The organism is Arcicella rosea (genome assembly GCF_014204325.1).
Classification (GTDB): Bacteria; Bacteroidota; Bacteroidia; order Cytophagales; family Spirosomataceae; genus Arcicella; species Arcicella rosea_A.
On record NZ_JACHKT010000015.1, the window covers coordinates 93,273 to 118,588 of the forward strand.

General features: G+C 33.7%; 19 protein-coding genes. 5 read left to right on the forward strand and 14 right to left on the reverse strand.

The window, feature by feature from the left end:
* Window positions 1-21 precede the first annotated feature (21 nt).
* The 7 genes from HNP25_RS11560 to HNP25_RS11590 all read right to left on the reverse strand — a co-directional run bounded on the left by HNP25_RS11560 (window position 22) and on the right by HNP25_RS11590 (window position 5,097).
* Window positions 22-1,254 (reverse strand): dicarboxylate/amino acid:cation symporter, encoded by a 1,233-nt coding sequence (locus HNP25_RS11560; RefSeq protein WP_184134299.1) that lies wholly within the window; start codon window positions 1,252-1,254, stop codon window positions 22-24.
* 125 nt (window positions 1,255-1,379) lie between these two features.
* A complete protein-coding gene (locus HNP25_RS11565; protein WP_184134300.1) occupies window positions 1,380-1,814 on the reverse strand; it encodes an SRPBCC family protein in 435 nt (144 codons plus the stop codon).
* 62 nt (window positions 1,815-1,876) lie between these two features.
* Window positions 1,877-2,212, reverse strand: coding sequence for a hypothetical protein (locus tag HNP25_RS11570; protein ID WP_184134302.1), 336 nt, complete (start codon window positions 2,210-2,212; stop codon window positions 1,877-1,879).
* Between the two features lie 114 nt (window positions 2,213-2,326).
* Complete coding sequence (locus HNP25_RS11575) at window positions 2,327-2,683, reverse strand: tRNA-binding protein (RefSeq protein WP_184134304.1); 357 nt, start codon at window positions 2,681-2,683, stop codon at window positions 2,327-2,329.
* 563 nt (window positions 2,684-3,246) lie between these two features.
* Entirely contained in the window at window positions 3,247-3,636 is a 390-nt protein-coding gene (gene gloA2, locus HNP25_RS11580) for an SMU1112c/YaeR family gloxylase I-like metalloprotein (protein WP_184134305.1), read from the reverse strand.
* Between the two features lie 182 nt (window positions 3,637-3,818).
* The gene (locus HNP25_RS11585) at window positions 3,819-4,319 is read right to left on the reverse strand and encodes a DinB family protein (protein ID WP_184134307.1); all 501 of its coding nucleotides are present in this window, start codon (window positions 4,317-4,319) and stop codon (window positions 3,819-3,821) included.
* Between the two features lie 88 nt (window positions 4,320-4,407).
* On the reverse strand, window positions 4,408-5,097 hold the full coding sequence (locus tag HNP25_RS11590) for a helix-turn-helix transcriptional regulator (protein ID WP_184134309.1): 690 nt from the start codon (window positions 5,095-5,097) through the stop codon (window positions 4,408-4,410).
* A 393-nt stretch (window positions 5,098-5,490) separates the two neighbouring features.
* Between HNP25_RS11590 and HNP25_RS11595 the strand changes: the two genes are divergently transcribed.
* Together HNP25_RS11595 and HNP25_RS11600 are read left to right on the forward strand one after the other, a co-directional pair.
* Complete coding sequence (locus tag HNP25_RS11595; RefSeq protein WP_184134310.1) at window positions 5,491-7,152, forward strand: 7TM-DISM domain-containing protein; 1,662 nt, start codon at window positions 5,491-5,493, stop codon at window positions 7,150-7,152.
* 141 nt (window positions 7,153-7,293) lie between these two features.
* Window positions 7,294-7,674: a LytR/AlgR family response regulator transcription factor gene (locus HNP25_RS11600; RefSeq protein WP_184134312.1), complete on the forward strand. Its 381-nt coding sequence runs from the start codon at window positions 7,294-7,296 to the stop codon at window positions 7,672-7,674.
* Between the two features lie 152 nt (window positions 7,675-7,826).
* Here the strand turns inward: HNP25_RS11600 and HNP25_RS11605 are convergent, their stop codons facing one another.
* The 5 genes from HNP25_RS11605 to HNP25_RS11625 all read right to left on the reverse strand — a co-directional run bounded on the left by HNP25_RS11605 (window position 7,827) and on the right by HNP25_RS11625 (window position 16,018).
* Window positions 7,827-8,402 (reverse strand): hypothetical protein, encoded by a 576-nt coding sequence (locus tag HNP25_RS11605; protein WP_184134313.1) that lies wholly within the window; start codon window positions 8,400-8,402, stop codon window positions 7,827-7,829.
* Between the two features lie 35 nt (window positions 8,403-8,437).
* Entirely contained in the window at window positions 8,438-10,042 is a 1,605-nt protein-coding gene (locus HNP25_RS11610; protein WP_229202842.1) for a SusD/RagB family nutrient-binding outer membrane lipoprotein, read from the reverse strand.
* 97 nt (window positions 10,043-10,139) lie between these two features.
* Complete coding sequence (locus HNP25_RS11615) at window positions 10,140-13,328, reverse strand: SusC/RagA family TonB-linked outer membrane protein (protein WP_184134316.1); 3,189 nt, start codon at window positions 13,326-13,328, stop codon at window positions 10,140-10,142.
* A 337-nt stretch (window positions 13,329-13,665) separates the two neighbouring features.
* A complete protein-coding gene (locus tag HNP25_RS11620) occupies window positions 13,666-14,913 on the reverse strand; it encodes a SusC/RagA family TonB-linked outer membrane protein (protein WP_184134318.1) in 1,248 nt (415 codons plus the stop codon).
* A gap of 352 nt (window positions 14,914-15,265) precedes the next feature.
* Window positions 15,266-16,018, reverse strand: coding sequence for a patatin-like phospholipase family protein (locus HNP25_RS11625; RefSeq protein WP_184134320.1), 753 nt, complete (start codon window positions 16,016-16,018; stop codon window positions 15,266-15,268).
* Between the two features lie 114 nt (window positions 16,019-16,132).
* On the opposite strand from HNP25_RS11625, the gene HNP25_RS11630 reads away from it, so the two are divergent.
* From HNP25_RS11630 to HNP25_RS11640, 3 genes are all read left to right on the forward strand, one after another.
* Complete coding sequence (locus HNP25_RS11630; RefSeq protein WP_184134322.1) at window positions 16,133-16,978, forward strand: MBL fold metallo-hydrolase; 846 nt, start codon at window positions 16,133-16,135, stop codon at window positions 16,976-16,978.
* A gap of 175 nt (window positions 16,979-17,153) precedes the next feature.
* Entirely contained in the window at window positions 17,154-17,900 is a 747-nt protein-coding gene (locus HNP25_RS11635) for a BamJ family beta-barrel-assembly machinery protein (protein WP_184134323.1), read from the forward strand.
* Window positions 17,901-17,904: 4 nt separating this feature from the next.
* Entirely contained in the window at window positions 17,905-20,073 is a 2,169-nt protein-coding gene (locus HNP25_RS11640) for a carboxy terminal-processing peptidase (protein WP_229202843.1), read from the forward strand.
* A 273-nt stretch (window positions 20,074-20,346) separates the two neighbouring features.
* On the opposite strand, the gene HNP25_RS11645 is transcribed toward HNP25_RS11640, so the two are convergent.
* Both HNP25_RS11645 and HNP25_RS11650 read right to left on the reverse strand, forming a co-directional pair.
* The gene (locus HNP25_RS11645; protein ID WP_184134325.1) at window positions 20,347-22,851 is read right to left on the reverse strand and encodes an FtsK/SpoIIIE family DNA translocase; all 2,505 of its coding nucleotides are present in this window, start codon (window positions 22,849-22,851) and stop codon (window positions 20,347-20,349) included.
* 218 nt (window positions 22,852-23,069) lie between these two features.
* A complete protein-coding gene (locus tag HNP25_RS11650; RefSeq protein WP_184134326.1) occupies window positions 23,070-25,292 on the reverse strand; it encodes an FG-GAP-like repeat-containing protein in 2,223 nt (740 codons plus the stop codon).
* Window positions 25,293-25,316 lie beyond the last annotated feature (24 nt).

Genomic DNA, 25,316 nt, shown 5'->3' on the forward strand with positions numbered 1-25,316 from the left:
TTTTATGAATAAAATTTCAGTTTATGCTTCATTAAGCGTTTCACCTTCCCATTTACTTACTACTACAGTTGCAACTGCATTACCAACAACAGAAGTTGCCGAACGACCCATATCTAAGAAAGGATCTACGCCAAGAAGTAACACCAAACCTTCTTGTGGAAGTCCAAAGAGTGTCATTGTACCCATAATTACCACCAAACTGGCACGTGGCACGCCAGCGATACCTTTACTTGCTAATAACAGCGTTAAAAGCATCGTAATTTGTTGGTCTAAGTTCAATGGCATTCCATAAGCCTGAGCGATAAAACCAGTAGCGAAAGTCATGTACATCATCGAGCCATCCAAATTAAAACTATAACCCAAAGGCAAAACAAAACCGATGATTCTTTCGCTGATTCCCAAACTTTTTAAAGATTCAATTTGCTTTGGCATTGATGCTTCTGAACTTGCTGTACTGAAAGAAAGTAAAATAGCATCTTTCATCGTAGTCATCAAACGCCAGTAAGGAATCTTCAATACATAGCAAATCAACCAAAGTACAACGAAAATAAAGAATAGTAAAGCGGCAAAGAAACAAACAATTAAGTAAGCATAAGATGCTAAAACGCCTAAACCATTTTGAGCAATTACATTGGTCATGGATGCAAAAACAGCAAATGGTGCTAATAGCATTATATAACCAACGATTTTGAAGATTGCTTCCCCAATCCAATCAATACCTTTTGATATTTTTTTGCCATGTTCTCCCATCGTTGCCAATGCTATTCCAAAAACGATTGAAACCATGATGATTCCTAAAGTTTTATTTTCGGCAAAAACTTGAAAGATATTATCAGGGAAAATTTCAAAAAGGAAATCTCTAAAAGTTTTTAAAGGTTTGACAGTTACGCCAGTTTCTACACCAGAGGCTGGTAATTTCCAAGTACCAAATTCTCCGGGACGAGTAATATTTACGAAAACTAAACCAACTAATAAAGAAAGGATGGTGGCGAAGTAAAAATAAGCCAATGTTTTTAAACCTATTCTGCCCACCAAACGGAAATCTCCTAATTTGGCAACACCAACAGATAAAGTACAAAAAATAAGTGGCCCAACAATTAAGTGAATGCTTCTTAGAAATATATCTCCTAATAATTTAATATTTTTACTAGCATCTGCAATTTGCTCAACACTAAGCTGAGTGTGCATGATTTGTCCTACAATTATTCCGATAATAAAACCGATGATAATTTTAGTGGTAATGTTTAGCTTCATTTAAGATTAAGTTTGTTTGGGTCGAAATGATGAGATTTTTACTCGTTGATTTCAATTAAATGTATTTTGTCAAAACGAATTAACACAAAAAATCCACTCTTTGCAAATTTAGAGTGGATTTTGCTTTAGCGGAAATATCGTTTGTAAATGGGTTTTCTGTATAAAAATTGAAGATAAAGTAAGGGATACATCAAGTAATCCGTCAAAATAAAAGGAGTGTTGAAAGTAATATCATCAATAATCACTGTACCCGATTCCTCACTTATCATTGTATGTTGATGATGCCAATATTTTAAAAAAAATGGCAGTTTAGTTCCTTTGTCAATAAAGTAAATGCTAGATTCTGTCGTTTTTTGTTCAATAATTGAAGAAATCCAATCTTGTTTAAAAAGAATAAAATTTAATTCTAAATGAACAATATCGCCTTCAAGACAACCATCAAATTGCCGAATAATAACTGGAGGAAAAGGAGGAGAGAGTGCTTTGAATAGTTTCAAGTCAAAACCTTTCCAAACATTAGCAAGACTTTGATTTACTTTAGTTTTAATCAGTATTTTCATGGAATTGTAGCTCAAGTAGCTATGCTATTCCAAGCTATTATTAATTGTAAATGATTTAATTATTACCAAGCTTTAGAAGTAAACAAACTGATAATTGCGGCGACAATAGATTTTACAATACTTACAAAAGCACTAGTAATAAATTCTACAGTTGACTTTACTCCATTCGCAATCCATTGGATTAAAGATTTAGTAAAGTGATTGTCAGCAGGTTTTTCGGGTTCTTTTTTCAGTACTTGGTTTGCTTGTGTAACTTCAAATTGCTGGCTATTGTTTCGTAAAGTATCTTGTTTGTTACGATGTTTGGTGTGCATTACTGTAGAATACTCAATCAATCCAAAACCAGAAGCTTCGGAAAAAACCATTAAGGAGAATAAGAGGATGAATGTGGTTTTCATTTGATTTAAGATGTTGAGGTTCAATAATAATGCAATTTACTAAAGGTTTTAAATTATGTTATAAAATTTGATAAAGTTTAATCCTTATCAGCGTAAAAACTTTTTAAAATATGTTTAGGCTAGTCTCGTACCATTAGGTACTTTTCTTTCTACGGAAGTTAAAACTACTTCACCATCAGGCAACACAATGCCTGTTACTAATACTTCTGAGAAAAAATTTGCGATTTGTCTGGGTGGAAAATTCGTTACACAAATTACTTGGCGACCAATCAAATCTTCTTTGCTATATAGTTTTGTAAGTTGAGCTGATGAGTACTTGATACCTAACTCTTCCCCAAAGTCAATTGACAACTGATATGCGGGCTTTTTGGCCTTTTGGAAGTCTCTTGCTTCTAAAATTGTACCGACTTGGAGTATCACTTTTTCAAAGTCTTCCCAAGAAATCACCTCATTATTGTTATTATTTATCATAGATTAAATTGATTAGGTAAATTTGCTTTTTTTGTAAAACAGGTATTTTTACGCTAAAATCTTCAATGAAAACTTCCTTATTTTGTTGAAGAAATACATCTAAAGATTGAAAAAAAATATAATATACTTAGATTCTGTAAGTTTTTGTAATTCATTAAGAGCATTTTTTACTTCTATAAATCTTTAAAAGCTATGAATGAAAATGTATCTTTTCAGTTGAAGAACGAATCAGGAGATGAGTTCAGGCCAGATGAAGTATCGTTTGTGTTGTACTCTCAAATACTTAATATTCTCTACGTAAAGTTAAAAAATAATTTTAGTGAAGCTGTACAAATTGGAGTGCCAAAAAGAAAAAAAAGCATACTCCAAGAATGGCTAGATTACCATAATATATACTATCCGCCTGAGGATTTTTTATGAAATTACTAGACCTATTTTAAGTATCAATAGCGACTAACCCTTGCAGATTTTTAGTTCAATCACACAAATTGCCTCTAATTCTTAAAGTGACGTGGTGCTATTTGAATAAAATAGTACCACTTTTTTTCAAAGTTTAAAACTTATTATTTTTCATAAAACTCAATGGGTAATCCATCTGGGTCACTTATAAAAAAGAATTGTTTATCAGTTAATTCATCAATTCTAATACGCTCGCAGTCTATATTGAATCCTGTTAAATAATTATGTGTTTTTTGAACATCATTTACTTCAAAAGCTAAATGTCTTAAACCACAAGATTCAGGTCTGGAAGGACGAGCGGGAGGATTTGGGAATGAAAATAACTCAATTTGATATACACCGTTAACAGATAAATCTAATTTATAGGAATTTCTTTCTGTTCTGAATACCTCGTTTTCAATTTTGAAACCAAGTATTTCGGTATAAAACTTTTTAGATATTGTATAATCAGCACAGATAATAGCAATGTGATGAATTTTGTTGATAGCTAACATATTTGTATGTTTTTATTTCAACAAAGATATTGATTGGATTAGCATTCATCAAAAAATAATTATCTAATAATTACCTTACTTGCAGTGGCGGCTGCTCCAATATCTTGTTTTTAATATGATAACTTTTGGTAAAAAAAACCTCATCTCTTTTGAGATGAGGTTTGAGTAGGGTCTTTATCTTGTTATAATAAATTCATTTCATCAGCACTCGGACCATAACAACCAGGAATTGGAATATCAAGTAAGCGAAGAAAAACGCCTAATTGAGCTCTATGATGTACAATTTGACAGTAAGCATGACGAATAGTTTCACTTTTTGAAGTAGTACTGTAAATAGTATCACCACTTCTCAATGTCCAACTTTCATTTAATTGTTCTTCGCTGGCAGTCAATAAATGATTTTTTGCGTCTTCAAGCGTTTTTTCAAACACCTCTAAAAGTTCAGCGGTTGAATTGATTTTTATAGGTTCATAGGGTGTTGCTGCAAAATCTAACTCACTGGTAGTAAGGGCAAGCACAACCCAAGAAGGTAACTCGGCAATGTGTTTTACAAGTCTTAAAACAGTCATACTTCTAGGATGTGGCTGCCAGTTAAATTTATCTTCTGGCACTATTGATAACATTTTGCGAGTACTAACCGCTTCTTGGTCTAACTCTTTCAAGAACATTGCAATCATCGTCATGTCGTTTGTTTTTTGGTTGATGATACAAAGAAAACAGTTACTACTGACAACCCTATGTCAGTGATTTTTAAATAATTTTTCAATAAAACTAATAGTTTACTGGAAGTAATTTCATGTAATCAGATAAAGGAATATGATCGTTTTTCTGGAAAGGCATTTGAGTGTTTTTAACATCTAAAATTCTGGATACCCTGAAATCACGATAAGTATTTCGTTTGTAACACCAAGCAATTAAATGCCAATTAAAGGCATAAAAAACCAGACCGATAGGTTCTGCTCGTCGATGACTAATTTCGTCTTTGTTGTTTTTATAATTAAAATCAATGATTGTTTTAGCGGAAATAGATTGTTGTAAATCAGATAAGTACTCATAATTCTGTTCAATACAAGGTGAAATTTGGTATTTAATATTATCTGAAAGTAAATCAATTTTATCTTTTTGAGCATTCGGTAACACAGATTTTACTTTATTCAAAGCATTGGAGTAATGTTTTTGAATGGATTTATCCGTAAAGCGATAAACAATTGATTCCATTAAAAGTAAGGCATTTGCTTCATCACTTGTCAGCGAAATAGGAGGAAGGAAGAAGCCTTGAACAATAAAATATCCTTTGTTGGGTTCAAAGCCTAGTGGGATTCCTGATTCGTTTAAAGCCTTTAAATCTCTGTAAACAGTACGCACACTGATTTGAAATTTTTCAGCAATTTTTTCAGCGGAAGTGTATTTTTTTGATTGTAAAAAAGTGAAAATTCCAAAGAGTCTATCAATACGATTCATAAAAAATTTGTTTAGATTAAGCAGAAGAAACCAAATTTAGGAGAAATAATTTGTTGGCTAACAATTTTTTTAAATATAAAATTGTATTGTGTAATATTGATTTTTATTAATGCCTACAGTAACAAAAGAATTGTTATCTGTATGTAAATTGTAATATAGTATAAAAATAAATTCTTGTTTGAGGTGGCTTTTTTTTTCGATTAAATCATTGTTTGAGCGTTCATCTTTATTATCTTTGTTAAAATAACACACTGAAATATACATCATACTATTAAGGTTTACCCATGTTTAAAATGAGTTCTTTTTACTTAAACTAAGTTAAGTATTAAGACCTTGTAATTTAAGCATCTATGAATCATATATTATGTAATTTGAATCCGAACTAAGTAATAAATGTTAATTTCTCAATTTCTCAAAAGAATTGTTTGGTTAATTGTATGCATTAATTTTAATGGGTTAAGTACATCAGCCAAAGGCATAGATTTATCGAAGAATTCTTCTCCCTTAGATATTACCTCTTTAGTAGAATATTATGAAACGAATGACGAAACACTCACTCTTCATGATATTCAACACAGACCGTTTATTACTCATACCCAAAAAGCAATTCATTTTGGTTTTTCTGATATTACACGTTGGTTTAAAATTACTTTATATTCATCAAAAACTGGAAATTGGTCTTTTGAATGTGGAAATCCTTTAATTGAGTATTTTGATGTTTTCATCCCAAATGGAAATAATAAATTTGATATTATAAAAGGAGGTTGTTTTGTTTCAAGAGAAAAAAGAAGCTACAGTTATGGTTCAAATCATCCAATTATTCAATTTCCTCTATTAGCTAACCAACCTAAGACACTCTACATAAGAATTACTAGCCAAAGAGGTTTTTATACAAAATTTTTAGTAATGCCAGAAAAGGCTCAAGTACTTAAAAGCCGTTCTGACAATCGCAGGAATTCGCTTTTCGATGGAATTCAACTTTTTGGAAATTTATTGATTGCCATCGTTGCTTTTTTCTTATTTAAAACCAATGCCTATAGCGTTTTTGCTTTTTACTCTTTTTGTATTTCCATCACAGTATTAGGTTACCATGAGTCGCTTGGCGATTTATTTACGAGCAATCCAATCCTTTCTTCTTTAATCAATACTTTCCCTTATCGACTTTTAGTCATTCCTGAAATTGTTTTAACGTTTTTTCTTTTGCCAATCAATAAGTTATTTCCAAGATGGGTCAAATGGTACTTATATACCATTATTGTTATAACATTTATCTTATTATTCGGCATTTGTGTTGATTACAATTGGATATGGGTAAAAATGAATGTTTGGAATGCTGTGATTGCAGAATGTTCAATTTTGTTACTCTTTACTTATGCTTTTTATAAAAAAAACAAATTTGAAGGTTTTTTTGTCAGCTCTTTTTTATTTAGCTTTTTGGGTTTTTTATTTCTCCAACTAAGGTTATTGCAAGTCATTGATTTCGACTGGATTCATCATCTTATTTTGCTTTCTGAAATATCTAAAATTGTATTTTTTATACTTTTAGTTTTTCAGTTTTTCAAGCGTATTCAAAATGCTAAAATAAAAGCTCAACCAACAATACTGGAAAATACTTCCTCAAATTTAATAGCTGATAGATTATTCGAAACAAATAATACTAAAGAAAAGAGTAATGGAAAAACGCTAGTAGCCGAATTGGAGACACTAAGTGAAGAACCTATTTTGAATCATGTTGATGACGTTTTTTTACAAAGGATTAATCAGATAATTGAAAATAAGCTTTCAGACAGCACATTTAGTATTGTTGATTTAGCAAATGAGTTAAATCTTAGTCCAGTTCAATTAAGGAGAAAGCTAAAAATACAAACTAATCAAACAACAGTAGAATATATTAGAAATTATCGATTAAAGAAAGCTGCCGAATTACTGAAAAATCGTAGTGGAAATATCTCTGATGTTGCCTTTCAAGTTGGTTTTGAGAGTCTCTCATATTTTACCAAGGTTTTCCAAGAATTTCATGGGAAATCACCTTCTGATTGGTTGAAAACACAGTAATTGTACTTTACCTAGTAATTGTTGTTGTATAATAGTACTTTTTTGCTAAAAGGTACTAAATGAGCTAAATTTTGTCGCTTTCAAGCTAATATCCTAAAGACTTAAAATTGCATTTTTGTAATATTATTACTTGCCAAGATTATGAAAAAATTATACCTAACAAAAAGTAGTCAAATCGCTCTAAACGAAATTTTATATTTAAAGAGTGACGAAAATTACACAACAGTTCATACAACAAATCAAGAACGTTTGCTTGTAGCACGTACTTTAAGAGTGATGCAAGAAAGAATAAATGATGAATTTACTTTCATTCGTATCAGTAACAATCATGTAGTAAATATCCATTTTATGAATGGATGGAGGAAAGAAGATAAAAAGCTTTTGATAATTTTAGAAGATGGTCAGGAGTTAATTGTATCAAGAAGAAGAATAAGTGATTTCAGAGAAGCTATCAGAAAAACGCCTAAAGCAATTTTATTGAAGAAGAAACAAAGCCAAGTTAAAAACATAAAGACATTATGAAAGCGATGTCATTTTATCTCAAAACCTAACACACCCTAAAGTGAATCTAGTTTCTGGATTCTTGATCTGCTTATAAAGTATATACTTTTAGGGCAGGTTTTTTATTGAAGGCATCACCCAAAAAGTATCTTGGGTGATGCCTTTTTTTAATACTATTGCAAAACGTTTACTCTATAAAAGAATGGAGAACTATAGAAAGCTCCACCAGTAATGTTTGCACCCGTATTAGCAGCGTTATAAGACTTACCATTAGTAAGTTTCATCGTGCCAGTAATTTCAAAACGGTCGCCTGATGCAATATCTCCAATAACAAGTTTAGATGCCGCTAAAGCTTCTGTTCCTGTCACGCTAATTGTTGCTCTTGGATAGCCTGTAATCGCATCTTTTGTAAATGCAGAAGCCATTATCGTTTTGAGTGGAAGTACAGAAGTTGTTTTTGTACCGTTTGAAGGAGTAGCATCTACAAACCTTACAAACAATTCATAAGAAGCAAAATCTGCTCCTTTATTTGGCGTAACAGCTTCGGCAACAATTTCCATTTTAGTACCGCCCATGTCTGTAATTTTATAGTTGAACGTAGATGTAGCAACAGGATATGGACTTACTGTACGAATATACCCACCAGTTTCAAGTGCATCTAAATCAATTGGTTCAACAATTTCGGTTTTACAAGCTAGTACTACTAGCCCGCAAATCATTAAAATTGAATATTTTAAAATGTTTTTCATGATATTTTAATTTTAAGGAAATTCAAAAGCTAATATTATTTGAATAATGTTGCAGGATTATTATCCCAGAAAACTGGCGAAGTCATATTCGCTTTTTGTTTAGCGTTTGCATTTCTACTAACAAATGAAGTCGGATAATAGAAAGATCTGATAAATGCACCAGGATTTGGATCTAAAGCAGGCTGAAGATTTTTAGGCATTCCAGTTCTTCTGTATAAGTTGTAGGACTCAATACCATTACCATACAAGGCAAAATAATATTCAGTCGCTACGATGTTAAGTCTGTCAGCATCTGAAGTAGCAGATGAATAAGCACTTAATACAGCTGTTACATAATTATTTACCTCATTTGCCCACACAATATTGTTAGCAGCCTCGAATGTTGCGATTTTTCCACCTTCAGCTGATGCTAAGATAAAAGTACGTACATCTGCCATTGATTTGCGAATAGCTGATTCCAAAAGAGTTTTTGCATCTCCAGTTGTACCCAATGTAATGGCTGATTCAGCCAACATGAAATCTGTAAAAGATGACATAAAAATTGGATGAATTCCTGCACCAGCCGCACCAGCTACTAATGCAATAGGTTTTCCGTTATCATTGTCGTATTGTCCTCCTGCAGGATACAAACCCCAAGCAGTTCTTCTTAAACCATCTGGTGGAATACCTTCGTTACTCAAGTGGTCACGTCCCCAATAACCAACGTTTGTTGGCAAGCAGAAATAGTCTGTTGCTGCATAATGGTTAGGTTTTTGATTCGTGATACAGCGAATTTCATTCACATCTTTAGAGTTTACGATAACTTGGCGATAGAAGTAAGAACGAATTCTTGGATCTTTTTTATCATACATACTACCCATATAGGCATTAGACTGATAGTCCCCACCACCAGTTGGCGAATATTGACCAGCATATCTTGGATGTCTATTATCTGGGTTAACTTGGCTAGTACCGAACTTGAAAGCAAAATTTTGAGAAGTAGTTGAAATTAATTTTCCACCAGCTATTATGCTATTGATTGCTGTTTTTGAACCCGCTGCATCAATTAATCTTTTGTTCAACAAAATCTTTAATTTTAAAGTATTAGCAGCACGAATCCAGTTATCAACATTACCAGAATAGTATAAGTCTGTTGTTAAACCAGATTTAGATTTAGCTCCGAAGTTTTCAATAGCTTTATCAACATCAGCTAAAGCAGCGGTATAGATAGAAGCACCACCATCAGTTTTAGGGTTGAAATTACTAGCATCCAAAGCTTCCGAATAGGGTACATCACCAAAAGTATCCACTAAATTTACCATTACTGATGCTCTTAGGAAACGAGCCATACCTGCATGAACAAAAAACTCACCTTTTTCAGCTAAAGGAATAAGTGTTTTTATATCGTTCAAAATACCAGCATAAGCAGTGTTCCAAGTTCCATCAAGTCCACCAGGAGTAATGGCATTATCATAAATGGCAGCACCTGCATTTAACATTCTGGTTAATCGCATTCCTGGGTCACTTAATTGGTTAAAATGACCTGAGTAACTAATCTGGATTTGACTTGCTAAATAGTTTATATCGGTATTGCCAGTTGTTACTGCGTTTGGATTGTCAAGTAAGTCGAGTTTACACGAGCTTACCAGTATAGCTGACAAAACAAACAAATATTTTATGAATTTATTTATCATCTTTTTATGAATTATAATGAAAAAATATCATTAATTAGAAATCCCTAAACAATGTCTAGGTTGTTTAGAACGTCAATTTCAATGTTCCTCCTATTCTTCGTGAGCTTGGTCCAGTCAAGAATTCAAATCCTAAACCATTACCAACACCTAAACCTAAGTTGTCTGTATCAAGATTCAAGCCTTTAGGAATGTGTAAAGCTTTGTACCATAAATTATTACCTGATAAACCAATACTTGCACCTTTGATGCCTAGTTTACCCAAAAGTTTTTTAGGTAGGCTATAAGATAATGATACTTCTTGCAAACGAATTGTTGAACCATCGTAGATTCTACCTTCATCACCAAAGAAATAAACGTTGTTGAAGTTAATGTCAGAACCCGTTACTTGAATATCATTTACTGAGCCGTCAGCTTTAACACCTGGGAAGATGAACGTTTGTGCTCTATCATAGCCTGTTTCACTACCTGATTCAATCGTTAAGCCACGACCTAACAAAGCACCTGCTGTAGATGAGTACATCGCTCCACCATGACGATAAGAAACCATTACGTTCAAACTTAGTCCTTTATAATTAAATCCATTAATCATACTTGAGACAAAAGCAGGGTTAGGGTCACCCAGAATTACTGGTGAAGTTGTTGCCTGTAAGTTACCTGAACCATCAATTAATAATTTACCAGCCTCATTTCTACGGAAGCCAATACCTTTAATTACGTTGAATGGCTGACCAACAATAGCGTAATTACCCAATGCTGAACCAAAACCAGTCACTTGTACTTCTTGGATCGTTCCCCCTAAGTCTAATACTTCAGGAGTATTGCGTGAATAAGTTAAAGTAACATCCCAAGAGAATGGCCCTTTTACAACTGGTGTTCCTGTTAAACTGAATTCAATCCCTTGGTTTCTGATTTTACCTACGTTAATAGTAGTGTTTGTATAACCTGTTGAAGCATCCAAAGGAGCACTTGTAATCAAGTTTCTTGTATCTCTGCGATATACAGTAAGGTCGAAACTAATCTTGTTGTTGAATATCTTACCTTCTAACCCTAATTCAGTTTCTGTATGTAATTCTGGTTTAAGATTTGGATTACCTAAGTTATTATCCACTGAATGTGTTTGAATTGGTGAAGATGTTAACCAACCTCTTGCATTTTGATTCAAGATATTTCTTGTTTGATATGGGTTAGGGAAACCTGCTGAAGTACCAATACCAACTCTAAATTTCAAGAAATTGAGTGTATTGCTACTTAGGCTTTCAAATGCAGAAGTAGGTACAAAAGACAAACTGGCAGATGGATAGAAAACTCTACGATTATCAGCTTCAACTGTTGATGTCCAGTCATTTCTTCCAGCAAAGTTTAGGAATAAGTAGTTGTTATAATCTGCTGTAATTTCTCCAAAAATACCATAACGAGTTTGTTCTGAAGTAAAGTTTGCTGCTACGTTATCTATAAAGTTTGAATGGCGAAATAAATTACGAGCTAATTGATTCTGGCTTGAGATATTATAGAGCGAGAATCTATCGTTTCTCATGTTACCCCCTAACTTAGCTGAAAAGCTTAGTTTGTCAGATACTGTTTTGTTGTAAGAAAGAATCATTGAGTTATCCCAAATCGTATTCTTAAAATTCAAAGTATTGTAAAAACCATTTACAAATGAGACACCACCTTTGTTTAGTAAAAATTCCTGCGTTTCATCATAAGTATCTAAACCGATTTTATAGATTAAAGCAAGTTCTTTGGTAATATCTAAATTGAATGAAGTAGCTGAAAAGAATCTGTTTACAACACCAGTCGTTTTGTAGTTATTTAATATCCATCTTGGGTTGGGAATATCATTACCACTTCTAAAATACACAGAGCTTCCATCGATAGGATTTTCATAAGGCCAACCCATTAAATCAACCTGACGGGGTGTGTACATTACGTTCGCCAATACTGATGGGAAATCATTGGCATTGTTACCCGTACCAGAACTTAAAGGGGGTGATGTCTGGTCTGTATTAGTAAAGTTAAATGAAGTATTAACAGTAAGTTTTTTTGATAACTGTGCATTCAAACCAAGCCCTAAATTTACTCTTTTTAGACCATTATTCTCAATATATCCTTGCTCATTATTGTACCCAGCCGAAATGTTATAACTAACTTTTTCTCCACCGCCAGATATATTCATCGAAGTATTTGATATTAGCCCTGTGCGGAAAAAATCCTTAACGTTATTTGGATAAAACTGCATTGTATATGGACTAACGGATGCCACATACGAAGACATAGCTTCTCTTGTGGCAGCATTCGTTAAAAAAGCATAAGGGTGCGTTGTTAATGCAGTGTTGGTATTCTGTGAAGGATAGTTTTTAGCTTCTTCCAACGAAGGTCCCCAGTTACTGAAAAAGTATCCTAGGTTTTGTTGAAAACCACCCACATAAGAGTTTTGGTATCTTGGCAAGTGAGCTGTATTGGTAAAAACAGACTGAGTAATAGAGTACTCTGTTTTTCTGGCTTTTTTAGTACCATTCTTAGTTGTAATCAAAATTACACCATTTCTACCTTGATCACCATAAGTAACCGTAGCAGCCAAACCTTTCAATACCGTTACGTTTTCGATATTGTTAGGGTCAATATCAAGAAAACGGCTTGAAGAAGTCTGCCCTCCACCAGTAAACCCTCCACGTGTGTTTGTATTTGAGTTGAAAGGTACACCATCAACAACGAATAAAGGTTGAACAGAACCCGTAATAGACGAATATCCACGAATTGTGATGTTTGTACCAGTACCACTAACCCCAGAAGTAGATGTAATATTTACCCCTGGAATTTTACCTTGTAATACACGACCAATATCTGATTGGGGTTTATCCTCAATAGCACGTTTATCTAATGAAGTTACAGAATATCCAAGTGCTCTTTTTTCTCTAACAATTCCTTGTGCTGTTACTACTACTTCGGATAATTGTTGATTGTCACTTGTGAGTTGAACATTAATGACAGATTGGCTGCCTACTACAACTTCTTTAGGAGCGAAGCCAACAAATGTGAATCGGATTGTGCCACCCGAACTTACTGGGAGGGAGTAATTTCCATTAGCATCAGTAGTTGTTCCTTTGGTACTACCTTTCAATTGAACAGACACTCCTGGAAGACCTGAGCCATCCTCGGCTGCGGTCACTTTTCCTGTTACTTTTCTGTCTTGTGCATAAATACCTACGCAACAAGTCATCATAACGAGAAAAATCGTTAGTAATTTTTTGTTCATTTAATAATTTAGTTTTGGTTTAATTTAGTTTAATGATATTGTGTTATTGCTAACAATATCTAATTTAAAAAATTGTACTTTACAAACAAAGCAAATTTTAAATAATTTTATTCTTTATTTAATAAATAGCTTATATTTTTAAAGAAGCAGCTGTTTGAGTGTTTTTGGGAGACTATACTTATTGTATTTATTCGACTAAAACGAATATTTGTCTGACATAAGTCTTGTTTTTGTAGATGAATGAATATAGAAAATTATGTAAGAAGTACTCAGTTATATTACGTTAAAAATACTTAAACAAAAAAATGATTTGATTATGAATACTCAATTTGCATTATTACAATAATTGGGAAGTTGGGTTATCAAATTGACGGTCACCAGACAAACGTTTGTTCAGCGTTCTTGACATCGACATATTAATCCCTACTTTGAATTTATCTGTCAAAGCATGTTCTAAGTTCATACGACCAGTTGCTCTTGTCAAGGCATTTCCAACTAGAATCCCTTTTTGGTCAAGGTACTGGCCAGACATAAAGATAGACGTCTTTTCAGAACCGCTAGTGATATTCATATCATATTGGTTCATCGGAGCATCTTGATAAGCTAAATCACCCCAAGCTGTTGAAGTTTGCTGAGGAGTACCAAAAGTACCAAGACTTTGTGTTACATAGAAATTTTCCATGTAAGAAGTATATGAATCAGGGTCAGCTTGATCTAAGCTATCAATTCTATCAGAATTTGCTGCTGCTTGTCTGTAGAATTTAACATACTGTTCTGTATTAAGGAATTTCAATTTTTTGGTTGGTGTACTTGAACCAACTTGGTATCCGAAGTTAACTCTAGTCTGTCCAACTTTACCCTTTTTTGTAGTTATTATGATAACACCATTAGCTCCACGAGCACCGTATATCGCAGAAGCAGCAGCATCTTTCAATATATCCATTGACTCAATATCTTGAGGATTAATATCTGCTAATGGGTTGGTTGATCCAAATTGGAAAGAAAGGTTATTCGTTGTTAATGGAATACCATCAATTACAAATAATGGCTGAGTATTAGCAGAAATAGAAGATTGTCCACGAACGTTGATACGAATCCCTTGTCCTAGTTTACCACTACCAGCATTAACAAGTACACCCGCCGCTTTTCCTTGAAGAGCTTGGTCGAATGTAGGAACCGGCATATCTGCAATATCAGAAGATTTTATTTTTGCTACATTACCAGTCATGTCACGTTTGATTTGTGTACCATAACCAACAACTAATACTTCTTCTAATGACTTAACATCTTCTTTCAAAGAAATATTAATTACAGATTTATTTCCGATTGCAACTTCTTGAGAAGTAAAACCAACAAAACTAAAAATTACTGTTTTTTGATTATTCGAAACGCTCAATGAATAACTACCACTCGCATCAGTTTGAGTGCCTTTAGAAATCCCTTTTATTTGAACTGTTACACCAGGTAAAACAGAGCCATCGCTTGCTGAAGTTACCTTTCCTGTGATACGACGCTCCTGAGCAATCATGCTCAACGAACATCCCAAAAACAGAAGTAGATTGATAAATAATAAACGTTTGTTCATGAAATATTGGGGTTAATTGATTAAAAAAATAGTTTGTGAATTGTACTTTTCTATGTATTTAGTTTTGGGTTTCTTGATTTGGTAAAGTTTTTGTCTATAATTTAAAATTATTTTTTGTGAAATTTCAAAAAAATGGATTGTAAAATGTGTTTTTTAAGTACCTTTTTTATGAAAAAATGAAAATTAAGTATATTAATTTCGTTGATTTTTTGATAAAAATGAAATTTTAGGTTTTTTGTGTTGCAATTAAGTAGCAGCGAGGAGAGTCACGCTAAGTTAAAAACACTTTCGGATATTAGCAATATAAAATTTAATAAAAATATTTTTTGCACTTTTTTTATAATAAATTATATTAAAGCATATTTTCTGGTAAAGTTAATGATTTAGTATATTCATAACCTACTTTGAAAATGTTATGGGCTTTACGAATATCCTGAGGATCAAAATTTTTAAGAAGAGGCGGTTCTATGAGTAAATCACACAGGGCGAGGCGACTTTTTGAGTTGTTGTTAATGGCTAAAAAAAGTGATTTTTGAACCATCGAAGCCATTGATTTTGGTAATTGATTCATCCCATAAGGATTACAATGACTACCAATAATAAAATCGTATTTGTCTTTCAATGGTTCTACAGGCATATTATTTAAAATGCCCCCATCCAACAAAGTCTGATTGTTCATAATGATAGGCTCAAAAAGTCCTGGAATACAACATGAAGCCATGACGGGTCTTAGCAATTCACCACTAGAAAAGTAAATGCTTTCTCCTGCATATAAGTTGGTTGCATTAATGGTTAATGGAATTTTTAAATGCTCAAATGAATTATGAGGAATGTATTTTAGATAAGCTTCTTCTGCTTTTTTCATATTGAGCAATCCCACTCTACTCCAAGCAGGTCTTAAAGCTCGCAGTGTATTGGTTGAAACCACGATTTCAAAGATTTTGTCGGGCGAGTATCCCGCAGAAAACATTGCTCCAGCAATAGCACCAGCACTACAACCTGAAATTGCTGAAATTTCCACGTTTTTTTCTTGTAAAGCCTTTAATACACCAAGATGGGCAATGCCTCTAGCACCACCACCTGAAAGAACTAGACCGATTTTCATAGTTTTAGATTGTTTCCTTGATTGTATTTGAAATCCGTTCGTACAAAATACTTCTGAAAGTAAGCAACTTCTTATATATTGCAAAGTTTATTGAAACAAAATCATATTATAAGAATGAAATTACATAGCATTGATGCGGGAAATTTTAAATTAGATGGTGGAGCAATGTTTGGAGTAGTTCCTAAATCTTTTTGGCAAAAAACTAACCCTGCTGACGAAAACAATCTTTGTTCATGGGCAATGAGGTGTTTATTAATTGAGGATGGAAATCAACTGATTTTGATTGATACTGGGATGGGCGATAAACAAGATGCCAAATGGCAAAGTTATTATTATCGACATGGTGAAGGGGATTTGGTAAAATCTATTCGAGCCAAAGGATATACAGAAAATGAAGTGACAGATGTTATTTTGAGTCATTTACATTTTGACCATTGTGGAGGTGCCGTAAAATGGAATGCTGATAGAACCCATTTTGAAATGACTTTCCCAAATGCTCGTTATTGGACTCATTCAGCACACTTTGAAGCTGCCATTCATCCGAACCAACGAGAAAAAGCTACTTTTTTTAAAGAAAACATTTTGCCGATTCAAGAAGCTGGACAATTGTTTTTTACGGATAAAGTAACAGAAAGACCTTTTAAAAGTATTGAAATTTTGACGGCTGATGGACACACTGAAAAAATGTTAATGCCATTGATTACTTATCAAAATAAAAAAATACTTTTTATCGCAGATACGCTTCCTTCACAATCACATATTCCTATTCCTTATGTGATGGGCTATGATGTTAGACCTTTACAAACTATGGAAGAAAAAAGTGTTTTGTTGAACCAAGCTGTTGAAAATGACTGGATTTTGTTTTTTGATCATGACCCAACAGTTGAATGTGCTAGTATTAAAATGACAGAAAAAGGCTTTAAAGTAAACGATAATGGGAGATTGGATGCTTTTCTTTGATTTCTATTTCCCAAAGTGAAATAATTTTGTTGCATCAATTTTCGTTATTAACTTTAAGAAATATAAACATAAGTTTATTTATATAATTTCTAATTCAAACAAAATATCTTCTGAATTAAGGGCGAATCGTTCAGAGGTATTTTAAAATTTTAAGCTTGATTCGTTCCAAAAACAGATGAAATTAAAGAATATCTTACTTTGCTCAAGCGTAGTTTTGACTCCATTTTTTGTAAATGCACAAACTAAACCAACTGCTAAAAAAGTAGCTGTAAAACCTAAAACAACTGCCGTTAAACCAGCTAACACCTCAACACAATCAATTTCCTTAGCTTCTTTAAAAGATTCAGCTAGTTATGGACTAGGAATTTTGGTGGCACAGAATTTTAAGATGCAAAACATTGAAATCAATGCAGAACTTTTGCAAAAGGGTTTCAATGAAGTAATGAAAGGAGCTACTACGCCAATTACAGACATGCAGGCGAATCAGTTACTTCAAAAATACATGCAAAAAGAACAATCTAAACAATTTGAACCAAACAGATTGGCAGGCGAGAAGTTCTTGGCAGAAAATAAAAAGAAAGAAGGCGTTGTTACTTTGGCGAGCGGTTTACAATATCAGATTTTGAAAAAAGGCGATGGGGCAATACCAACAGCGAGTGATAAAGTAAAAACTCATTATCACGGAACATTGATTGATGGATTCGTGTTTGATAGTTCAGTAGATAGAGGCGAACCAATTTCATTTCCAGTTACAGGTGTAATTCAAGGCTGGGTAGAAGCACTTCAATTAATGCCTGTAGGTTCTAAATGGAAATTGTTTGTTCCTTATGAATTAGCGTATGGTACTCGTGGAAGTGGCTCAACAATCAAACCATATTCTACTTTAGTTTTTGAAGTAGAATTGTTGGGTATTGAAAAATAGACTAATGAAAAATAAGATGATGAAATACTTTCTTGCTCTTGTGCCAATTTCGCTGCTTGCGTTTTTTGGTTTACAGTCCTTCTCGCACAATAATAGTACTCTTTCTGGAGCAGATTATAAATTTGCGGCTGATGATTTACAACCGACTGCTACTCAAAAGAAAGTCGAAAACTTAGTGACTGAAATCCTGAGTAATTATCATTATCGCCGTGTGCCTTTGAATGACTCACTTTCTTCTAAAATCTTCGATAATTATATCAAAGAATTGGATTTCAATAAAATGAATTTTACTGCTGCGGATATAGCAGACTTTGAGAAGTTTCGTTTTCAGTTGGATGACCAATTAAAAAATGGAGAATTGACTGCTGCTTACCAAATCTACAATGTATTCAGAAACAGAGCTAAAGAGCGTTTTGCTTTTGTCGCTTCTGTGTTATCTAAGCCCGTAGATTTCAAAACAGACGAAACTTATACGCCAGATCGTGAAAAAGCTTCATGGGCGAAGTCTAAAGAAGAATTAGATAATATCTGGAGAAAAGCAGTAAAAAGTACTTTACTTGATTGGAAAATCAGTGGAAAAGCAGATACTTCTGCCATCAAAGATTTAAGAGAGCGATATAAGCGTACTGAAAAGTACTTTGATAAAACGAAGAGTGAGGACGTATTTCAACAGTTTATGAATTCGTTTACCGAGAGTGTTGACCCACATACTACATATTTTATTCCTAAAACCGCTTCAAGTTTCAATCAAGAAATGGCACAATCTTTCGAAGGAATTGGTGCTACGCTTAGAAATGAAGGCGATTATGTAATGATTGTAGATTGTATCGTTGGTGGACCAGCTTTCAGAAGTAAATTACTGAATCCGAAAGATAGAATTGTTGCCGTAGCACAGGGCGACGATAAACCATATCAAGACATTGTTGGTTGGTTTACTGATGATGCCGTGAAGCTAATCAAAGGGCCCAAAAATACAGTAGTTCGATTGAAAATTCTTTCAAGCGATGCACCAATTGGTTCAGTACCAAAAGAAGTACGCTTAGTTCGTGAGAAAATTAAACTTGAAGACGGAACGGCTAAGAAAGAAGTATTGAATTTTAACCGTGATGGTAGAGAATTCAAATTAGGATTGATTACGATTCCACTTTTTTATCGTGATGCTGAAGGTGCAAGAAATGGCGAACAAGGTTACAAGAGTACCACAGCTGATGTAAAAAAATACTTGAATGAATTGAAAGCCGAAAAAGTGGACGGAGTAATTGTTGACCTTAGAAATAACGGTGGAGGTTTCTTGAACGAAGCGGTTAGTTTAACAGGTTTGTTTATTTCGCAAGGCCCAGTTGTTCAACGTCGCCAGTCAGATGGAGAAATTAATGTTGAAAATGATAGAGATCCATCAATTACTTATGATGGTCCAGTTACTGTACTAGTTAACCGCTTTTCAGCTTCTGCTTCTGAGATTTTCGCAGGTGCTATCCAAGATTACAAACGTGGTTTAGTAATTGGCGAACAAACTTATGGAAAAGGCACAGTTCAGAGTTTAGTTGACTTAGACCGCTTCTTGAAAGGTGAACCAGAAGGAGTAGGGCAATTGAAAATTACGATGGAGAAATTCTATCGTGTTACAGGTAGCAGTACTCAACACAAAGGAGTAACGCCTGATATTGAATTCCCTTCGTCTTTCAGTGCTTCAGAATTTGGTGAAAGTTCTCAGCCAAGTGCATTGCCTTGGGATATGATTGCTTCTACCAAATATTCACCAACGACTGATGTAAATGAACAAGCGGTTGTTAAATTGAAAGCTTTGTACCAAGATAGATTAAAAACGGATGCTGATTTGAAAAAATTAGTAGCTGATATTAATTATATTAAAAAGGCAAAAGAAAAGAAAACAATCTCTTTGCAGGAAGATAAAAGACATAAAGAAATAGATGACCAAAAGAAGAAAAATTTAGCTGATTTGGGAGACGAGTTGACAAGTGCTACAGAAAAAGAACCTGAAAAAGCACCAACAGATTCAACAAGTATTGCTCAGGCTAAATTGAAAATTTTGAAAGAAAGAAGAAGTAAAGATACTTATCTAAAAGAAAGTGAGAGAATTTTAACGGACTTCATTCTATTGAATCCAGCGACTCCTCAGATAAAACTTTCTAATGTCGATAAGAAGAAGTAAGCTTTTTTTATGGAATACTTCCTTTGATAACATATTTCACCAAAAAACCACTCATGCTCTTTGCAATGAGTGGTTTTTTATTTTGTTAAAGTAAATATTTATAAAAAATGCTAGCTTGTGCTGATTTTGTTTCCCTATGCTTCTGTGGATATTCAATATTTATTTTTGTAAATCTTTGAGTGAAAATATTCTCCACTGATTTTTGAATAAAAATTAATCAATTAAAGCTCATTTTTGAAATATTGCTCTGTAAATCTATATCAATTCCAAAAACTACAAACTCTTCAAATGTCTTTCCAACGTTTCCATGTCTTTTATCAATACTTCTCTGGCTTTTGAGCCTTCAAATTGACCGACGATTCCAGCGGCTTCTAATTGGTCAATTAAACGACCAGCACGATTGTATCCTAATTTTAATCTTCTTTGAATCAACGATGTTGAGCCTTGTTGATGGGTGACAATTAAGCGAGCGGCTTCATCAAAAAACTGATCACGGTTACTTGGGTCGAAATCACTTTTTTCACTGCCTCCTCCTTCACTTTCGCCTTCAAATTCTGGTAACATATAAGCAGAATCGTATCCTTGTTGATTTCCGATAAATTCACATACATCTTCTACTTCTGGTGTATCTACAAAAGCACATTGTAAACGAATAATATCAGAACCCATCGAAAGTAACATATCTCCTTGACCAACCAATTGTTCGGCTCCACCTGTATCCAAAATCGTTCTTGAGTCAATTTTTGAAGTAACTTTAAAGGAAAGTCGTGCAGGAAAGTTAGCTTTAATTGTACCAGTAATAACGTTTACTGATGGTCGTTGCGTTGCTACAACCAAGTGAATACCGATAGCACGGGCTAACTGAGCCAAACGAGCAATTGGTTGTTCCACATCTTTCCCAGCAGTCATCATTAAATCTGCCAACTCATCTATAATCAATACGATATAAGGCATAAAGTAATGACCTTTATCTGGATTCAGTCTTCTATTGACAAATTTCACATTGTATTCTTTCAAATTTCTACAACCTGCATCTTTCAACAAATTGTAGCGATTATCCATTTCTATACAAAGCGAATTTAAAGTATGAACAACCTTTTTAGTATCCGTAATAATAGCTTCGGCAGCGTTGGGTAACATTGCTAAAAAGTGTCTTTCAATTTTATTGAAAAGTGTTAATTCAACCTTTTTAGGGTCAACTAATACAAATTTTAATTGTGATGGATGCTTTTTATAAAGTAGTGAAGTAAGAATCATATTCAACCCAACTGACTTTCCTTGTCCAGTAGCACCCGCCATCAATAAGTGAGGCATTTTAGCTAAATCAGTAATAAAAATATCATTACTGATGGTTTTCCCTAAAACGATTGGTAATTCAGCTGTTGATTTCTGGAATTTTTCAGAGCCGATGACCATTTTTACAGGAACCATTTCACGGTTTTTGTTTGGAACTTCAATACCAATTGTCCCTTTTCCTGGAATTGGAGCGATGATACGAATACCTAAAGCGGCTAAAGATAAAGCAATATCATCTTCTAAATTCTTAATTTTTGAAATCCTAACTCCAGCATCAGGAATAATTTCATATAAAGTAACCGTTGGTCCAATCGTAGCTTTGATAGAAGCGATACCGATGCCATAATTCGCCAAAGTTTCCACAATTTTATCCGAATTGGCTTTCAATTCTTCTTGCGAAACATTTGGTTTACCCATGTCATACTCTTTCATCAAGTCCAAGGTTGGGTACTTGTAATGAGGTAAATCTAACATTGGGTCGTATAAACCAAATTTCTTTACCAGTTCATCATTGACAGATTCATTGATTTCCAAAATTGGAGCTTCATCTTCAAACTCTTCAATGATTTCTGGAATATCATCGCTGTTTTCAATGGTCAAAGCAACAGGACTTTTGCTTGCATTATTGCTTTTAGCAATTGGTGTTTCCACAATTGGTGGGAGAAATGGACGAATATTGGCTTCATCGAAATTATCTTCACGGTCGATTGCTAATTCTTCTTCTGGTTCTTCTTCGGCAAGAATCGTTTCAAAGTTTGCTCGTACTCGTTTGATATTTTTTGCTTCGGCGATGTTGTCCTCTGCTGTTTCACTTTCAGGCGTAGCTAAAGCTACATCCTCTTCAGTTTCATTTGCCGCAAAACTAGAAGTGTCAACTTTATAATAATAAACAATAAAAACAATCAGTACAAAAGAGATGACAAAAAAAGAGGCCCAGCCAATAAAACCATATAAATATTCATTGATGAAATAGCCGATACCTCCACAGAGGTTACTCCATTTTTCCTCTGCTTCAAGCATAAAAACGAAAAAACCAAGAAAAGTACTTAGCCAAATCATGTAAAATAATGATTGCCAAGTAAGTTTTTCAAGGGGTAAAATTTCCTTTTTAAAAGAAAGTTTGTAGCCTGCAATCAATAAAATGGGAACAAGTAAAAAGGCAGACCAACCGAAAAGTCTGAACAATAACAAATGTGCTAATTTCGCACCATACAAACCGAATGGATTCTTGGGCTGTTTTTTTAAAGGTTCGATAGAAGATTGTAAATTATCTTCTACCTCGCTTTGGTCGGCATCACCTGTAAAAAGATGCGACGAAAATGAAAACAACATGAATACACCTAAGAGTATAAACAGGATGCCCAAAACGAAGTGTAACTGTTCGCTTTGAAGTATTTTTTTTATATTAAAATCAAACGAAATAGATTGGGTTGGATTTCGTTCTCTGGTTTTTTCTGTATTTTTTGGAATATTTCTAGCCATATAAAAAATTGGTTCTTGGCGAGTTACGATTGGTTAAGGATTTGACGATTAATCTTTTCGTTGATGAAGCTCAAATTTTTTCTAACCATTAGCCTTGTGCCAAGCAACTGTATTATTCCAAAGTTCGCAATTTTGAGGTATTTTTTGCGAAAAAAATTAAAAATGTTACATTAAAATCACAATAAAGGCTTTTTTACTGCGAAGCCAAATCATGTATTTTACTTGTTCAATAATACTTTTTCGGTAATTGGTGCTTTTCCTTCTGCCATTATTCTGATAAAATAAGTGCCGTTTGGATAAGTACTCAAATCAAAATAGACTTCTTCGTTGAGATTGGTACTTGTTTTTCGACCAAGGTCTTTTCCTGAAAAATCTATTAAATGATATTCTGCTGGATAAGTGTTTTTGATATAAATGTAATGATTAGCTGGATTTGGGTAAATCAAAGCAGATTTACTTTCTTCATTACCTGTCACTGTAAATTTTGTTGTGCCTTTCAAGAACCTCAAACCTCCTGAGTTCGTACCAACAATAAAATCTGGGATGACGTCGCCATCTAAATCGCCGACAGTAATTGAAAGCATTCCTCCTAATTTTAAATGTTCGTGTTTTCCTGTTAAATCATTCAACACGCCAGAACTATCTTCTTTAAAAAGATTTTGACTTTGGTCAATAATGTTTTTATACACCTTGAAAGTACCGTCTCGGTTGCCTGTAATTAGCTCCGCTTTTCCATCACCATTCAAGTCTGCCGCAGCCAACGAAACATTGCCTGAAAGATAATCTGAAGTAAGTCCACCGAGTTCTTCTTTCGTCAAAACATAATTTGGGTTTTCATTACTTCCACTATTTTTATGAAATTCAATTCTTCCACTTCCTTTTCCGATGAGTAAATCTTTTTTGCCGTCGTTGTCTAAATCAAAAAATAAAGGCGAATCGCCATTTGACAAATTATTGATTTTAGATAAAGTAACGATTTCAGAAAGTTTCAGAGAAAAAGCCTGATTTCTTGGCGCACGGTTGGGAATGTACTGAATCGTCATGCCATTAAAAGTATTGGCAGTAAAACCGAAATCTTCAGTGCCGTCGCCATTCATATCAGTCACAAATGGTTTGATTTCAAATAATTGCTGTGCTTTTGAAAGGTCTAAGAAATCAGCCGTTTTTAACTCAAAAGTATTATTTCCTTTATTTTCATAAAGAGCAATATTGGCTCTATAACCTGTATCACCACGATTTCCTGCATTGCCAACGAATAAATCTTTATCTCCATCGCCATCAATATCGACTAAAACTGGAGTAGCGTTTTCGCCCAAATCTACCATCGTGTTTTGTAAGAAATTACTTTGTTGATAGGTAAGTATTGGCTTGTTGTTCTGTCCTGAATTTTTGAAAAACCAAGCTGAATTTTGATAATCAACTGTTTGAAGGGCATTATCATAGCCATTTGGTGCGGCGATAAGGTCTTTTATTCCATCAAAATCTAAATCTTCATAATAAATGGCAGGGAAAACAGAGAAATCTATGGGTTTTTGATTTGGAAAATAATAATCTGCTTTAGTAAAAATCGTTTGATTCAAATTTCCATTATTACTCAAAGCAGCAACTCTGTTGGCTGTAACATGTCCGTAAAGAGCATCTTTCAAACCGTCGCCATCTAAATCTATAACCAATAAAGCATTTCCAGAATGTTCTACTTTTTGGCTACTTGCATTTCCATTTCCACCAACTGGCGTATTACTTCCGCAATCTTGATTAAAACGTGCATCTTCAAAATGCTCTTTGAAGAAATTTCCCCAACAATCGCCAACTCTTTTAAATTCTAAATGTGTATTGTCTTTATAATTTTCTTGGCTGAAGTTTTTATGAAAGAGTAAAAAGTTTCCAGAAGAATCAAAAGCGACAATGTCTAAATCTCCATCATTATCAACATCAACAATCGCAGGAATATCGGTTGAAGCCGTGTACAAATTAATTCTTCCAGAATAACCAGTACTGTATAAAGGGTCTGTAATAAGTTGCCAAGCAATTTTATCGGTAGAAATATTTCTATAAACTTTGATTCCCGCTGGCGTGTAAGTAAAAATGTCCTTTTTGCCATCTGAATCATAATCTACTAATAACATCCAATGTTGAATACTTGGAAATACACTTTCAAATTCTGGAGCATATTGCCAAAAATACTTTCCAGCATTATCCTTTTTAGCCAGAAAAGTAGTGATTTTAGCATTTGTTCTGTCAAAAACAACCAAATCTTCAACATTATCATTATCTAAATGGCATTTTGAAAACTGAGGGGCATTCAATCCTCCGGCAAAAGCATTGGTTAATGTTTGTCCGTTTTGGATTACTTTTAAAGTATTATTGTATTGAAAGGTAAAGTTTTGAGCAAAGCTTTTACCAAGATTTGACAGTAATAAAAGTAAAATTAATTTTTTCATGTAATATTTGTCGAAAAATCCTGA

Excerpts from the sequence above, each read along its gene's own strand:
- HNP25_RS11560 (WP_184134299.1), bottom strand. The coding sequence starts at position 1,254 with ATGAAGCTAAACATTACCACTAAAATTATCATCGGTTTTATTATCGGA.
- HNP25_RS11565 (WP_184134300.1), bottom strand. The coding sequence starts at position 1,814 with ATGAAAATACTGATTAAAACTAAAGTAAATCAAAGTCTTGCTAATGTT.
- HNP25_RS11570 (WP_184134302.1), bottom strand. The coding sequence starts at position 2,212 with ATGAAAACCACATTCATCCTCTTATTCTCCTTAATGGTTTTTTCCGAA.
- HNP25_RS11575 (WP_184134304.1), bottom strand. The coding sequence starts at position 2,683 with ATGATAAATAATAACAATAATGAGGTGATTTCTTGGGAAGACTTTGAA.
- gloA2 (WP_184134305.1), bottom strand. The coding sequence starts at position 3,636 with ATGTTAGCTATCAACAAAATTCATCACATTGCTATTATCTGTGCTGAT.
- HNP25_RS11585 (WP_184134307.1), bottom strand. The coding sequence starts at position 4,319 with ATGACGATGATTGCAATGTTCTTGAAAGAGTTAGACCAAGAAGCGGTT.
- HNP25_RS11590 (WP_184134309.1), bottom strand. The coding sequence starts at position 5,097 with ATGAATCGTATTGATAGACTCTTTGGAATTTTCACTTTTTTACAATCA.
- HNP25_RS11595 (WP_184134310.1), top strand. The coding sequence starts at position 5,491 with ATGTTAATTTCTCAATTTCTCAAAAGAATTGTTTGGTTAATTGTATGC.
- HNP25_RS11600 (WP_184134312.1), top strand. The coding sequence starts at position 7,294 with ATGAAAAAATTATACCTAACAAAAAGTAGTCAAATCGCTCTAAACGAA.
- HNP25_RS11605 (WP_184134313.1), bottom strand. The coding sequence starts at position 8,402 with ATGAAAAACATTTTAAAATATTCAATTTTAATGATTTGCGGGCTAGTA.
- HNP25_RS11615 (WP_184134316.1), bottom strand. The coding sequence starts at position 13,328 with ATGAACAAAAAATTACTAACGATTTTTCTCGTTATGATGACTTGTTGC.
- HNP25_RS11620 (WP_184134318.1), bottom strand. The coding sequence starts at position 14,913 with ATGAACAAACGTTTATTATTTATCAATCTACTTCTGTTTTTGGGATGT.
- HNP25_RS11625 (WP_184134320.1), bottom strand. The coding sequence starts at position 16,018 with ATGAAAATCGGTCTAGTTCTTTCAGGTGGTGGTGCTAGAGGCATTGCC.
- HNP25_RS11630 (WP_184134322.1), top strand. The coding sequence starts at position 16,133 with ATGAAATTACATAGCATTGATGCGGGAAATTTTAAATTAGATGGTGGA.
- HNP25_RS11635 (WP_184134323.1), top strand. The coding sequence starts at position 17,154 with ATGAAATTAAAGAATATCTTACTTTGCTCAAGCGTAGTTTTGACTCCA.
- HNP25_RS11640 (WP_229202843.1), top strand. The coding sequence starts at position 17,905 with ATGAAAAATAAGATGATGAAATACTTTCTTGCTCTTGTGCCAATTTCG.
- HNP25_RS11645 (WP_184134325.1), bottom strand. The coding sequence starts at position 22,851 with ATGGCTAGAAATATTCCAAAAAATACAGAAAAAACCAGAGAACGAAAT.
- HNP25_RS11650 (WP_184134326.1), bottom strand. The coding sequence starts at position 25,292 with ATGAAAAAATTAATTTTACTTTTATTACTGTCAAATCTTGGTAAAAGC.